Origin of the sequence: Methylobacterium sp. E-025 (genome assembly GCF_022829705.1) — a bacterium.
In the GTDB taxonomy this organism is placed as follows: domain Bacteria; phylum Pseudomonadota; class Alphaproteobacteria; order Rhizobiales; family Beijerinckiaceae; genus Methylobacterium.
Genome location: NZ_JAKSYR010000154.1, coordinates 16,807 through 29,429, shown reverse-complemented (window position 1 = coordinate 29,429; position 12,623 = coordinate 16,807). Strand labels below are relative to the sequence as shown.

Annotated in this window: 13 protein-coding genes; 7 read left to right on the top strand and 6 right to left on the bottom strand. The window is 70.1% G+C overall.

Translation table 11 applies throughout. The features are described 5' to 3' along the window. Positions 1 to 18: 18 nt before the first annotated feature. From MKK64_RS22890 to secG, 5 genes are all read right to left on the bottom strand, one after another. On the bottom strand, positions 19 to 1,185 hold the full coding sequence (locus tag MKK64_RS22890) for a glutathionylspermidine synthase family protein (protein ID WP_243937675.1): 1,167 nt from the start codon (positions 1,183 to 1,185) through the stop codon (positions 19 to 21). A gap of 194 nt (positions 1,186 to 1,379) precedes the next feature. Next, the gene (locus tag MKK64_RS22885; RefSeq protein WP_313898935.1) at positions 1,380 to 1,793 is read right to left on the bottom strand and encodes a DUF1190 domain-containing protein; all 414 of its coding nucleotides are present in this window, start codon (positions 1,791 to 1,793) and stop codon (positions 1,380 to 1,382) included. Positions 1,794 to 1,978: 185 nt separating this feature from the next. After that, entirely contained in the window at positions 1,979 to 2,302 is a 324-nt protein-coding gene (locus MKK64_RS22880) for a DUF350 domain-containing protein (RefSeq protein WP_243937673.1), read from the bottom strand. Between the two features lie 76 nt (positions 2,303 to 2,378). Further along, complete coding sequence (locus tag MKK64_RS22875) at positions 2,379 to 4,007, bottom strand: CTP synthase (protein ID WP_243937671.1); 1,629 nt, start codon at positions 4,005 to 4,007, stop codon at positions 2,379 to 2,381. Positions 4,008 to 4,181: 174 nt separating this feature from the next. Then, a complete protein-coding gene (gene secG / locus MKK64_RS22870) occupies positions 4,182 to 4,619 on the bottom strand; it encodes a preprotein translocase subunit SecG (protein ID WP_243937669.1) in 438 nt (145 codons plus the stop codon). A gap of 260 nt (positions 4,620 to 4,879) precedes the next feature. Between secG and MKK64_RS22865 the strand changes: the two genes are divergently transcribed. Then, positions 4,880 to 5,320, top strand: a complete 441-nt coding sequence (locus tag MKK64_RS22865; protein ID WP_243937667.1) for a nuclear transport factor 2 family protein — start codon at positions 4,880 to 4,882, stop codon at positions 5,318 to 5,320. Between the two features lie 15 nt (positions 5,321 to 5,335). On the opposite strand, the gene tpiA is transcribed toward MKK64_RS22865, so the two are convergent. After that, positions 5,336 to 6,097, bottom strand: coding sequence for a triose-phosphate isomerase (gene tpiA, locus MKK64_RS22860; RefSeq protein ID WP_147728023.1), 762 nt, complete (start codon positions 6,095 to 6,097; stop codon positions 5,336 to 5,338). A gap of 277 nt (positions 6,098 to 6,374) precedes the next feature. Here tpiA and MKK64_RS22855 point away from each other — a divergent pair, with 277 nt between their 5' ends. From MKK64_RS22855 to trpE, 6 genes are all read left to right on the top strand, one after another. After that, positions 6,375 to 6,542: a TadE/TadG family type IV pilus assembly protein gene (locus MKK64_RS22855; protein WP_243937665.1), complete on the top strand. Its 168-nt coding sequence runs from the start codon at positions 6,375 to 6,377 to the stop codon at positions 6,540 to 6,542. A 3-nt stretch (positions 6,543 to 6,545) separates the two neighbouring features. Then, positions 6,546 to 6,911: a pilus assembly protein gene (locus MKK64_RS22850; protein WP_243937663.1), complete on the top strand. Its 366-nt coding sequence runs from the start codon at positions 6,546 to 6,548 to the stop codon at positions 6,909 to 6,911. Then, the gene (locus tag MKK64_RS22845; RefSeq protein ID WP_243937661.1) at positions 6,911 to 7,624 is read left to right on the top strand and encodes a TadE/TadG family type IV pilus assembly protein; all 714 of its coding nucleotides are present in this window, start codon (positions 6,911 to 6,913) and stop codon (positions 7,622 to 7,624) included. The genes MKK64_RS22850 and MKK64_RS22845 overlap by 1 nt, the downstream gene beginning before the upstream one ends. Continuing rightward, positions 7,609 to 9,075 (top strand): TadE/TadG family type IV pilus assembly protein, encoded by a 1,467-nt coding sequence (locus MKK64_RS22840; RefSeq protein ID WP_243937660.1) that lies wholly within the window; start codon positions 7,609 to 7,611, stop codon positions 9,073 to 9,075. Before MKK64_RS22845 ends, MKK64_RS22840 begins: the two co-directional genes overlap by 16 nt. A 125-nt stretch (positions 9,076 to 9,200) precedes the next feature. Continuing rightward, positions 9,201 to 11,099, top strand: a complete 1,899-nt coding sequence (locus tag MKK64_RS22835; protein ID WP_243937653.1) for a peptidylprolyl isomerase — start codon at positions 9,201 to 9,203, stop codon at positions 11,097 to 11,099. Positions 11,100 to 11,104: 5 nt separating this feature from the next. Next, positions 11,105 to 12,622 carry an anthranilate synthase component I gene (gene trpE / locus MKK64_RS22830; protein WP_243937651.1) on the top strand — a complete coding sequence of 506 codons (1,518 nt, stop codon included), beginning with the start codon at positions 11,105 to 11,107 and terminating at the stop codon, positions 12,620 to 12,622. The last annotated feature ends 1 nt before the right edge of the window (position 12,623 follow it).

Genomic DNA, 12,623 nt, shown 5'->3' with positions numbered 1-12,623 from the left:
AGCGCGTCATCGGCGCACTCACCCGGGCAGGATGACGTGCAGGACGAACAACGCCGCGTCGGTGGTGATCGGGCCGGCCGCCTCGCGCAGGCCGATCCCGACGCAGGCGTCACCGACGATCCAGGCGCCGACGAGGGCGTGGCGCCCGTCGAAGCACGGCAGCTCGGCGAGCGCCCGGCGGACATGGCCGCCCGCGCCGTAGGGGCCGTGATCCTGTGCCAGCACCGCGCCGTCGCGCACCATCAGGACGTTGGCGCCCTCGCGCGAGAACAGCGGCTTCTTGACGAACGAGGTGCCGAGCCGCGCCTTCTGCGGGTCGTCCTCGAAATAGGCCGGCAGCAGGTTCGGGTGGCCGGGCTCGCGGGCGTAGAGATGCGGCAGCAGCCCCTTGTTGGACAGGACCGCCTTCCAGGGCGGTTCGAGGAACCGCGTCGGCGTCGCGGCGAGCGCTGCGCCGAACGCATCCGCGAACGCCCATTCCCACGGGTAGAGCTTGAACAGGGTCGCGATCGGCGCCTCCGTCCGGTCGACGAAGGCGCCGCTCGCGGCAAGGCCGATATCGCCGAGGTCGAGGAAGCGGGTCGCGAGGCCGGCCTGGCGCGCGCAATCCTCCAGGTAGGCGACGGTGCCGCCGTCCTCGGGCGCGTCGGCGTAGGCCGCCAGGGCCAGGGAGGTGCCGCCGACCGCCCGGAACCGCTCGATCAGGCGCTCGTGCACGGCGTTGAACTGATCCGAGCCCGCCGGCACCCGCCCGAGCCGCAGCAGGTCCTTGAGCCAGAGCCACTGGAACACCGCGGATTCGTAGAGCGCGGTCGGCGTGTCGGCGTTGTATTCGAGGAGCTTGGCCGGGCCGGTGCCTTCGCCGCCGTAGGCGAGGTCGAGCCGCCCGTAGAGCGAGGGGTCGCCGCGGCGCCAGCTGGTACGCACGACGTCCCACATCGCCTCCGGGATCGCCAGGGAGGCCAGGATGCGCGCGTCCTCGACCGCGTCGGCGACGAAGGCGAGGCACAGCGCGTGGAGCTCGGTGCCCGGCGCCTCGATGTCGCGCTCGATCTCGCCGAGCGTGAAGGCGTAGGCGTGGCTCTCGTCCCAATAGGGCGCGCCGTCGAGGGTGTGGAAGGTGAAGCCGTTGGCCCGCGCGCTCGCACGCCAGCCCGGCCGCTCGCCGATCGCGATGCGGCGCATCAGCCGCCGCTCCCGTGACCCGCCATCCCGTGGGAGGCGAAGCCCCGGCCGGTCGCGCCGAACCCGCCGAAGGCGGCCGGGCGCACCGCCGACGAGGCGACGCGCGCGTGCGACGACGCACCGCCGCTTCCGGTGACGACGCGGCCGCCCCAGCTCGTGCAGTAGCCGCCCGATCCGGAATACGCCGCCCCGGCCTAGCCGAGGCGATGATCGTAGACGGGCTGCGGCTCGAGGGCCTGCTCGATCCGGCGGCCGATGACGTAGCCGGCCAGCATCGGCACGAAGCGGCCGGCCGCGCTCGTCGCGACGGCGCTTCCGTCGACGCAATGCCCGGCGCCGTGATGCCCCTCGCAATCGGCCAGGGAGAGGTAGCGCGGCGCCGCCTCCGGATAGGCCGCCAGCGCCGTGGCGTAGGTGCTCCGGCAATCGGCCTCCGTCCGGATGCCGCCGCGTATGCAGGCGTCGGGACCGCCGTAGACCAGGACGTCCTCCTCGCGCTGCGAGGGATCGTACCGCCCGAGCGCGAGGGCCGTGGCGCCGGCGCCGGCGACGAGGACGAGCGCGACGGTGGTCGAGCGCTTCGAGGACCGTTCGATGGACGAGGCCATGATCGTTCGGACCGTCTCGGACGGCCCGGCTCCCAGGCGGCAGAACGCCGCGAGGCCCGGATGTAGGAACGCCGGCGGCCCTTGAGAAGATCGTCCAGCTTCGCCGGCCGGGCCCGCCGCGGAGCCCGATGCGCGATCCGCGACGCCTGGCGCCGCACGCTCGGCGGATCCCGATCGCGGGCTCGTTAGTAGGTCATGGCCGCCGCATCGATCACGCCGCCGGCGAGCGACGCCGAGGCGAGCAGGATCGCCGCGGCGCCTTCGCCCTCCGCGATCCGCCGGGACAGGTCGGGCAGGACGAGCCGGACCAGGAAGTAGATCAGGATCTGCACGACCAGAGCGACGAGGCCCCAGATCACGCAGTCGAGGGCCGATTGCGCGTTGTAGATCGCCACGGCCAGCGGCAGCGCGTAGCCGAGCGCGGTGGCGGCGGCGACGTTGTTCGCCCGGATCAGCGCGATCTCGCGGTGCGCCGTCGCCGTCAGGTAGACGCCGAGGTAGAGCGCCACGAGCTTTCAGGCGATGGCGCCGTAGCCGAGGAAGGCGGGCAGCCCGGAGATCGAGGTCATCGCGGGCGGTCCCGCCTCACACCAGGCGGCTCTGCTCGATCGCGGCGCCGACGAAGCCCTCGAACAGCGGATGCGGCGCGAAGGGACGCGACTTCAGCTCCGGGTGGAACTGCACGCCGATGAACCACGGGTGGCCGACATGCTCGACCGTCTCGGGCAGGAGCCCGTCCGGCGACAGGCCGGAGAAGCGCAGGCCCTTGGCCTCGAGCCGCTCGCGATAGGCCATGTTGACCTCGTAGCGGTGGCGGTGGCGCTCGGAGATGTGGGTGCTGCCGTAGATCCCGGCGATCTTCGTGTCGGGGTGCAGCGTCGCGTCGTAGGCGCCGAGCCGCATGGTGCCGCCGAGGTCGCCGGCGGCCGCACGCTGCTCCAGCTCGTTGCCGCGCAGCCACTCGGTGAGCAGGCCGACCACCGGCTCGGCCGTGTCGCCGAACTCGGTCGAGTTCGCGTCCGGCACGCCGGCGAGCGACCGGGCCGCCTCGATCACCGCCATCTGCATGCCGAAGCAGATCCCGAAATACGGGATCTTCCGCTCGCGGGCGAACCGCGCCGCGCGGATCTTGCCCTCCGCCCCCCGCTGGCCGAAGCCGCCGGGCACCAGGATGCCGTTGATGCCTTCGAGGAACGGGGCCGGGTCCTCGCGCTCGAACACCTCCGCCTCGATCCATTCGAGGTTGACGCGGCAGCGATGGCTGATGCCGCCGTGGATCAGCGCCTCGGTGAGCGACTTGTAGGCGTCCTTCAGGCCCGTGTACTTGCCGACGATGGCGATGGTGACCTCGCCCTCGGGGTTCTTCACCCGCTCGGAGATCGTGTGCCAGCGCGAGAGGTCCGGCTCGCCGTCGTGGGCGAGGCCGAAATGCGCGAGCACCTCGCGGTCGAGGCCGGCCTCGCGGTAGGAGAGCGGCACGTCGTAGATCGAGGCGACGTCGCGCGCCTCGATCACCGCGGTCTCGCGCACGTTGCAGAACAGCCCGAGCTTGCGCCGCTCGTCGGCGGGTATCGGCCGGTCGCAGCGGCAGAGCAGGATGTCGGGCTGGATGCCGATCGAGCGCAGCTCCTTCACCGAGTGCTGCGTCGGCTTGGTCTTCAGCTCGCCGGCGGACGGGATGTAGGGCAGCAGCGTCAGGTGCACGAAGGCGGTGGAGCCGCGCGGCAGGTCGTTGCCGAGCTGGCGGATCGCCTCGAAGAACGGCAGGCCCTCGATGTCGCCGACCGTGCCGCCGATCTCGACGAGCACGAAGTCGAAGGCGTCGTTGCCGTCGCGGACGAAGTCCTTGATCGCGTTGGTGACGTGCGGGATGACCTGGATCGTCGCACCGAGGTAGTCGCCGCGGCGCTCCTTGGCGATGATGTCCTGGTAGATCCGGCCGGTGGTGATGTTGTCGGCGCGCGTCGCCGGGACGCCGGTGAAGCGCTCGTAATGCCCGAGGTCAAGGTCGGTCTCGGCGCCGTCGTCGGTGACGAAGACCTCGCCGTGCTGGGTCGGACTCATCGTGCCCGGGTCGACGTTGAGGTAGGGGTCGAGCTTGCGCAGGCGGACCGAGTAGCCGCGCGCCTGGAGCAGCGCCGCGAGCGCCGCCGAGGCCAGACCCTTGCCGAGCGAGGAGACCACGCCGCCGGTGATGAAAACGTACCGCGTCATGGGCCTCGGTCCATAGAGAAGGCTGGGCGATTCGCCAAACGGCATGCCACCCGCACCGCGCGATTCCCACGGAATTCGCACAATGCTGGATTGGGCCGGCCTAGGGCGGGAGCGTTAAGTTTCCTTTGCCCGATCGAACGGCGCGGCTGCGTCGTTCCGATTCGATCGCGGCGTTCAACGCGACTGGGGCGCGTCCGGAACGGCCGGCTGGGCCGGAGTCGGGGCCGGGGCCGCCGGCGCGGCGGGCGCCGCCGGGGTGCCCGCGGCCGGGGCGTTGTTCTGCCGGCGCAACGTGTCGAGCAGGTTGTCGGCGCCCGCGGGCTGGCCGGCCGGCTGCGTCGTGCCGTTGGCGCCGTCGAGGATCGATTTCGGCGCGGCGGAGCGGTGCGACATCACCGCCAGCGTCAGGCTGGTGACGAAGAACAGGGCGGCGAGGATCGCGGTGGCCCGCGTCAGCGCGTTGGCCTGGCCGCGCCCGGTCATGAAGCCCGAGACGCCGCCGCCGCTGCTGCCGGCGCCGAGGCCGAGGCCGCCTTCGGACCGCTGCAGCAGCACCACGCCGATCAGCGACAGCACGATGATGAGATGGACGACGATCAGGACGGTCTGCATCGGAATTCCGGAATCGTTCTTGCGCGCGCCGGTCCCGGGAGCCGCTCGCTGGGACGGGGAGCGGGACACGACGGCCGGAGCTGCATCGCACCGGCTACAAATCTGCCGGGGGCATACACCACAAGCGTGCGGGCGCCAAACGTGACGATCGGCGCGCCGATGTCAGCCGCCCGGCTCCCCGGACGATCGCTCCGCGTGCTCAAAGGCGGGCGCGAAGAGCGGCGCTTCGGATCGGCCGCCTCGGACCGGAGGATGACGCCATGCCCATCTCACGCCGCCTCATGCTCGCCGTGGCGCTCGCCGCCTCCGTCGCCCGGGCCGCCCCGGCGGGCGCGGCGGGATCGGAGGCCGAGGTGGAGGCGGCGGTCGACGCCCTGACCGCGGCCCTGCTCGCGCCGGACGCGGCCACCCTCGACGCGCTGGTGCTCGACGGCCTGAGCTACGGTCATTCGAGCGGCGCCGTGCAGGGCAAGGCGGCCTTCGTCGACGCGCTGACGAGCGGGCGCTCCGCCTTCCCGAGCATCGTCCTGTCGGACCGCTCGGTCTCGGTCGTCGGCGAGGACGCCATCGCCCGGCACGTGTTCAGCGGCGAGACGACCTCCGGCGGCAAGACCGCGCCGGTGCGCATCGGCGTGATGCAGGTCTGGCACCGGGACGGCGGCCGCTGGCGGCTGCTCGCCCGGCAGGCCTACAAGATTTGAGCGGGCGCGGATCGCTCAGGCGTAGGCGGCGCAGATTCCAAGAAAATCCTCGGCGACGAGGCTGGCGCCGCCGACGAGCGCGCCGTCGACGTTCTCCACCGAGAGCAGCTCGCGCGCGTTGCCGGGCTTGACCGAGCCGCCGTAGAGGATGCGGATCTTGGCCGCCTCCTCGCCGACGAGCTTGTCGAGCATCTCGCGCAGGGAGGCGTGGACCTCGGCGATCTCGCGCGCCGTCGGCGTGCGGCCCGAGCCGATCGCCCAGACCGGCTCGTAGGCGATCACGGTGTCGGCGCCGGTCGCGCCCTTCGGCGTGCCGATGGCGAGCTGCGCCCGGACGATGTCGAGGGCCCGGCCCTGCTCGCGCTCCTCCATGGTCTCGCCGACGCAGATGATGCCGCACAGGCCGGCGCGCCGGGCGCCCAGGGCCTTGGCGTGGACGCCGTCGTCGGTCTCGTGATGGTAGGCCCGGCGCTCGGAATGTCCGACGATGACGTAGCGCGCGCCGAGGTCGGCCAGCATCTCGGCGGAGATCGAGCCGGTGAAGGCGCCGCTCGGCTTGGCATGGAGGTTCTGGCCGCCGATGGCGATCGACGAATCGTAGGTCGCGGCGACGCAGGCCGAGATCAGCGTCGAGGGCGGGCAGATCAGCAGGTCGATCGTCTCGGCGAGCGCGGGGGACAGGCCGGTCCGCACCGCGTCGACCACGGGGATCGAGGCCCGGGTGCCGTTCATCTTCCAGTTGCCCGCAACCAGGGGCCGCCGTCCCGAACGCATCATCGATGTCCCTGCCGTCCCAAACGCCTGCCGGCGCACGCGTGGGCCGGGGCTACCAGAGCCCGCATGAGGGCGCAAACGGATCGGCCGCGCCGGGAGACGATCCGCGACGAAGATCACCCGGCCCCCGCTCCGGGGACGGGCGGCATGCCGAGATGCGATGGATCGAAAGAACCGAGGACACCCGCGCGGGGGATGCCGGCGAGGCGGAGGGGCGATAGGCCGAAAACGGCTACCTTATGTTAGATCGGCCTTAATTCCTGACATGCGATCACGGCGCATGCGCGGTCCACGGACATTCCTTCAGGCGAGAAGCGGAGCGACGGCGGTCGAATTCGCCCTCGTCGCGCCGATGCTGCTGTTGACGATCGCCTTCGTCATGGCCGTCGCCCTGGTGATGTTCGTCAACCAGCGGCTCGATTACGCGACGAGCCAGGCCGCGCGGTAGGTGATGATCGGCAAAGCCAAGATCAATGGCATCGATCAGGCGACGTTCAAGACCGCGCTCTGCAGCAGGCTGCCGGCCGTGATGTCGTGCGGGAACGTCGTGGTGAACCTCTACAAAGTGCAGCCGACCTTTGGCGCGAAGAGCGGCTACTACGCCTTCGTCAAGCCGGACGTCAGCGGCCTCCTGGTGCCGTCCCAGACGAGCGGATCGGGCCAGTACGATCTCGGCAATGCTGGAGACTATCAGTACCTGCAGGTCATCTACCCGATTTCGGTCCTGCCGAGCGTCTTCGCATCCCTGCTCGGCACCGATGGCTCCACGAGCTACCTGGCGATCTCGACGGCGGCATTCCGCAACGAGAAGTTCTGATGGCACCCCGTCGGCCATCCCTCACGCAACGCTTCCGCGACGACCGGCGCGGGCTGTCGGCGGTCGAGTTCGCGCTCGTCCTGCCGGCGCTGCTCGCGCTGATGCTCGGCGGCATCCAGCCGGTCACGTACGTGAACGCGACGCGCAAGGTCGAGCTCGTCGCGCACTCGATCAGCCAGATGATCTCACAGGTGCCGCCGCCGCCGGGGTCCACGATCGCCACGGTCAACGCGACCGACCTTCACTTCAGCTTCGATTCGGCGCTCGTGCTGTTCCCCTACGTCATGAAGGATGCGGCCCGGCAGAACGTGCTTTGGTCGAACGACATCACCATCAAGTACGCCAGCGTCGCCTTCACGCAGAAGTCGACCGCCTGCAACGACCCGGCCGATATGAGCGCCTGCTACACGGCCAACGTCGTGTGGACGAGCACGGGCACGTCCGGCAGCACCCAGCGCCCCTGCGGGACGCCTTTGCTGCCCGCCGACAATACCGCCGCGCCGAACGTCGGAACCTTGCCGCGCTCGGTCTACGGTCCCGGCTCGATCATCGTCATCGACGTGGCATTCACCGTCAAGCCGACCTTCGGCGCCAAGTTCTTTTCAGGCAGCCAGATCGCCCGCTCGGTCTACGTCCAGCCGCGCTACGCCACCCTCGTGAACTACGACACCGCGAACAGCGACGGGATCGCCACGAAATGTTCTGGCTACTGAACCGCCTTCGCCGGGCAGACCGGCACGCCGTCTCGCGTCCGAGCTTTGCGGAGGCACGGGGTGGCAACGTCGCGATGATCTTCGGCCTCAGCCTCATCCCGCTGGTCGGGCTCATCGGGCTCGGGGTCGATTACGGCGTCGCGATCACCAACAAGACGAAGCTCGACGGCGCGGCGGACGCGGCCGCGGTCGCGGCCGTGGCGACGGCCAAGGCCTACATCGCCGCCAACCAGGGCCAGCCCAACCTCACCGCCAAGGCGATCGCTGCGGGCATCACCCAGGCCGCCAACGTCTTCAACGTCAACGCGGGGAAGGTGCCGTTCACCACCTACACGCTGCAGACGCCGCAGCTGGCCCCGGACGGCCAATCCCTGACGTCGACGGTCGCCTACACCGCCACCGTGACGAACACCTTCGGCCGGATCTTCCGCACGCCGACGACCCCCCTCGCCAACACGGTGACCGCGTCGACCGACCTCGCAAGCTACCTCGACTTCTACGTGATGGTGGACGTGTCGGGATCGATGGGGCTGCCGACCTCGGCCAGCGACATGAACCTGCTCGCCAGCATGAACGTCGAATCGACGCTCACCGATTCCAAACAGGGATGCATGTTCGCTTGCCACTGGCCCGGAGCCAACGGGTGGAACCTGGCAGTCAATTACAAACCGAAACCGATTCAATTGCGTTCGGATTCTGTCAACAATGCCGTTTGCTCGCTGCTTCAGCGTGCCACGAGCCAAATGATCGTCCCGAACCAGTACCGGGTGGGCATCTATCCGTTCATCAATCAGTTGGCGACGCTTTCTCCGCTCTCCAGCAACCTTGCCACGGCGAACACGGCGGCCGAATGCACGAAGCAACCGCCAATGGCGTTCACCAATCTTCTCGATACCAACACCACCCAGCTCTCCGTCAACGGCGATCCGAGCACCGGCACGGGGAGCGGCGGGACGCATTTCGAGGTCGCCCTGCCTCAGATGAAGTCGACCATCTCGGCTTACGGTGATGGCTCGTCCACCAGCAACCCGAAGCCGTTCGTGTTTCTCATCACGGACGGCATGCAGAACGGTCAACACTACTATCTTTGGAAGAACGGAAAGTACACGTATCCTGGAAACCCATCGAAGTTTAACGGCTATGCCAACGCGTGGTGGGACGGCTCCAGCCCCGCCCAGATGGACCCGTCCAATTGCACAGCGCTGAAGAACGCCGGCGCGACAATTTCAGTCCTCTACATACCCTACATTAAGATTAACTCAACCAACGACGGAACCTATACGGCTTGGGAGAACAATCAGGTCAACCAATTCAGCCCGACGCTCTCGACCCCGCTCAAGAGCTGCGCCTCGCCGGGCTTCTTCTTCACGGCCAGTTCGGCGGACGAAATCAACGCTTCGCTGAGCGCGATGCTCGACCGCGCCGTGAAGATGACCCGCCTGACGCAGTAGGCTCGGCGGCGGCCTTTGCCTGCCGGTGCGGACTAGGCTATCGCGGGCGGATCGAAGGACGGCGCCTCGCGGCGCCCGACAGGGCCGGATCCCCCCGGCGATCCGAGCGCGCGTAAGCCAAGAGAATGCTGCAGAACATCCGCAACGCGAGCCAGCACTGGCTCGGCAAGATCGTGCTGACGGTGATCTTCACGTTCCTGATCGCGGGCGTCGCGGTCTTCGGCGTTGAGGAGTTCTTCCGCGGCGGCTCGTCGACCGCAGTGGCCACCGTCGGCAAGACGCCGATCACGGCCGAGGCCGTCCGCACCGCCTACCAGAACCAGCTCCAGCGCTACCAGACGCAGATGCGGCGCACGCTGACCCCGGATCAGGCGCGGGCGCTCGGCGTCGACCGGCAGGTGCTGTCCCAGCTCGTGACCGAGGCGTCGCTCGACCAGAAGACCTCCGATCTCGGCCTCGCGGTGCCCGACGCCTCGGTGATCCGGGCGATCCACGACGAGAAGAGCTTCCAGAACGCGCAAGGCCAGTTCGAGTCGGCGCTGTTCTACCAGACCCTCCAGCGCGCCGGCCTGAACGAGGCGATGTTCGTGCGCGAGCAGCGCGCCGTCATCGCGCGGCTGCAGCTCGCCGAGGCGGTCTCCGCCGACCTGCACGTGCCGGAGGCGATGCGCCTGGCGGTGCATCGGTACGCCACCGAGCGGCGCAAGGCCGCCTACCTGATGCTGCCGCCCTCGGCCGTCGGCGAGGTCGCGGCGCCGAGCGAGGACGCGCTGAAGGCCTATTACGAGGGCAACCGCTCGGCCTACCGTGCCCCGGAATACCGCGCCGCGACCCTGCTGGTGCTCGACCCGGCGGCGATGGCCAAGCTCGACGCCGTCTCGGCCGAGGAGGTGCAGAAGGTCTACGACCAGGAGAAGGTGCGCTTCGGCGCGCCCGAGAAGCGCACGATCCAGCAGATCGTGTTCCCCGATGCCGCGGCCGCCGAGGCGGCACGCAAGGCGATCGCCGACGGCAAGAGCTTCGCCGCGGTGGCGGAGGAGCGCGGCACCGACGGCAAGGACCTGACCCTGGGGACGCTGACGCGGGCCGAGCTGTTCGATCCGGCCGTGGCCGATGCCGCCTTCGGCCTCGACAAGGACGGCACCAGCCAGCCGGTGAAGGGCCGCTTCGGCACGGTGCTCCTCCACGTCACCGCGATCGAGCCGGCGACGGTGAAGACGCTGGCCGAGGTCGAGCCGGAGATCCGCAGGCAGATCGCGCTGGCGCGGGCCCGCGACGGTGTCGACAAGATCCACGACGCGATCGAGGACCAGCGCGCCGGCGCCAAGCCGCTCGCCGACATCGCCAAAGAGCGCGACCTGCCGATCGTGACGATCGCGGGCGTCGACGCGCAGGGCAAGGATCCGGCGGGCCGGACGGTGGCGGGCATCCCCGATTCCGAGACGACGCTGCCGGCGCTGCTGCGCGCCGAGATCGGCGGCGACAACGAGCCGCTGCGGACCAAGGCCGGCGGCTACGTCTGGTACGACGTGACCAGGATCGACGCGGCACACGACAAGCCCCTCGACGAGGTCCGCGACGCGGTCGCCGCTGGCTGGCGCGAAGCCGAGGTCTCGCGCCTGCTGCAGGCCAAGGGCAAGGCTCTGGCCGAGCGGCTCGACAAGGGCGAGACCCTCGCGGCGCTCGGCACCGAGATCGGCGTCAACCCGCAGGAGGGCGACGATCTGGCCCGCAACCAGGCCAAGGACGCGCTGACGGTCGACGTGGTCAACCGCATCTTCGCGACCGCCGTCGGCAAGGCCGGCTCGGCCGCGTCCGGCGAGGCGCGCGCGGTCTACAAGGTCGAGGCCGCGACGATGCCGGCCTTCGTCGCCGGCAGCCCGGCCGACACGACCATCGAGGGCAACTTCCGCACCGCGCTGGCCGACGACGTGCTCGGCGAATACATCGCCGAGGTGCAGAAGAACGCCGGCGTCAGCGTCAACCAGGCGGCGCTGCGGCGCGCGATCGGCGGCGAGTACTAGGGCCGATGGCGGACGCGTCCGACTACGCCGCCTACGCGGCGGCCTACGAGGCCGGTCGCCCGGTCCTCCTCGACCTGACGCTGGTGGCCGACCTCGAGACGCCGGTCGCCGCGTTCCTCAAGCTGCGCAGCCGCCATTCCGGCCCGGCCTTCCTGCTCGAATCGGTCGAGGGCGGCGTGGTGCGCGGGCGCTACTCGATGATCGGCCTCGATCCCGACCTCGCCTGGCGTTGCCGCGACGGCCGCGCCGCGCTCGCCCGCGACGACCTCTCCGCCTTCGTCGCCGACGCGCGCGCGCCGCTCGAGTCGCTGCGCGCGCTGATCGCCGAGAGCGCGATCGTGGAGGGCGAGGGCTCCGAGCTTCCGCCGATGGCGGCCGGCCTGTTCGGCTATCTCGGCTACGACATGGTCCGTGCCATGGAACAGCTGCCCGAGCCCAATCCCGACCCGCTGAACGTGCCCGACGCCATCCTCGTGCGCCCGCGGGTGATGGTGGTGTTCGATTCCGTGCGCGACCTGATCACCGTGGTCTGCCCGGTGCGCCCGGAGGCCGGGGTGACGGCGAAGGCCGCCTACGAGGCGGCGCTGGCGCGCCTCGACCGGATCGCCGAGGCGCTGGAAGGCCCGCTGCCGATCGAGGCGCGGGTCGACCTCGCCGCGGTCGCGAGGCCCGAGCCGGTCTCGAACACCTCGCCGGAGGCCTATCTCGCGATGGTGGCCAAGGCGAAGGAATACATCGCCGCCGGCGACGTGTTCCAGGTGGTGCTGTCGCAGCGCTTCGAGGCGCCGTTCACCCTGCCGGCGATCGCGCTCTACCGCTCGCTGCGGCGCACGAACCCGGCGCCGTTCCTGTGCTACCTCGACTTCTGCGAGTTCCAGGTCGTCTGCTCGTCGCCCGAGATCCTCGTGCGGGTGCGCGACGGCAAGGTCACGATCCGGCCGATCGCCGGCACCCGCCGCCGCGGCGCGACGCCGGCCGAGGACCGCGCGCTCGCCGACGAGCTGCTGGCCGACCCCAAGGAGCGCTCCGAGCACCTGATGCTGCTCGACCTCGGCCGCAACGACGTCGGCCGCGTCGCCCGGCTCGGCACCGTCACCGTCACCGGCTCGTTCTTCCTCGAATACTACAGCCACGTGATGCACATCGTCTCGAACGTCGAGGGCGACCTCGACCCGAGGCACGACACCCTGGCCGCGCTCGCGGCCGGGTTCCCGGCCGGCACGGTCTCGGGGGCACCGAAGGTGCGGGCGATGGAGATCATCGACGAGCTCGAGCGCGAGAAGCGCGGGCCCTACGGCGGCTGCATCGGCTATTTCGGCGCGCGCGGCGAGATGGACACCTGCATCGTCCTGCGCACCGCGATCGTGAAGGACGGCCGCATGCACGTGCAGGCCGGCGCCGGCATCGTCTACGATTCCGATCCGCAATCCGAGCAGCAGGAATGCGTGAACAAGGCCCGCGCCCTGTTCCGCGCGGCCGAGGACGCGGTGCGCTTCGCGGCCCAGGCGAAGCGCGGGCAGTAGG

Bases quoted from the DNA above. Each gene is read 5' to 3' on its own strand.
- MKK64_RS22890 (WP_243937675.1), bottom strand. From the start codon at position 1,185: ATGCGCCGCATCGCGATCGGCGAGCGGCCGGGCTGGCGTGCGAGCGCG.
- MKK64_RS22885 (WP_313898935.1), bottom strand. From the start codon at position 1,793: ATGGCCTCGTCCATCGAACGGTCCTCGAAGCGCTCGACCACCGTCGCG.
- MKK64_RS22875 (WP_243937671.1), bottom strand. From the start codon at position 4,007: ATGACGCGGTACGTTTTCATCACCGGCGGCGTGGTCTCCTCGCTCGGC.
- secG (WP_243937669.1), bottom strand. From the start codon at position 4,619: ATGCAGACCGTCCTGATCGTCGTCCATCTCATCATCGTGCTGTCGCTG.
- MKK64_RS22865 (WP_243937667.1), top strand. From the start codon at position 4,880: ATGCCCATCTCACGCCGCCTCATGCTCGCCGTGGCGCTCGCCGCCTCC.
- tpiA (WP_147728023.1), bottom strand. From the start codon at position 6,097: ATGATGCGTTCGGGACGGCGGCCCCTGGTTGCGGGCAACTGGAAGATG.
- MKK64_RS22855 (WP_243937665.1), top strand. From the start codon at position 6,375: ATGCGCGGTCCACGGACATTCCTTCAGGCGAGAAGCGGAGCGACGGCG.
- MKK64_RS22850 (WP_243937663.1), top strand. From the start codon at position 6,546: ATGATCGGCAAAGCCAAGATCAATGGCATCGATCAGGCGACGTTCAAG.
- MKK64_RS22845 (WP_243937661.1), top strand. From the start codon at position 6,911: ATGGCACCCCGTCGGCCATCCCTCACGCAACGCTTCCGCGACGACCGG.
- MKK64_RS22840 (WP_243937660.1), top strand. From the start codon at position 7,609: ATGTTCTGGCTACTGAACCGCCTTCGCCGGGCAGACCGGCACGCCGTC.
- MKK64_RS22835 (WP_243937653.1), top strand. From the start codon at position 9,201: ATGCTGCAGAACATCCGCAACGCGAGCCAGCACTGGCTCGGCAAGATC.
- trpE (WP_243937651.1), top strand. From the start codon at position 11,105: ATGGCGGACGCGTCCGACTACGCCGCCTACGCGGCGGCCTACGAGGCC.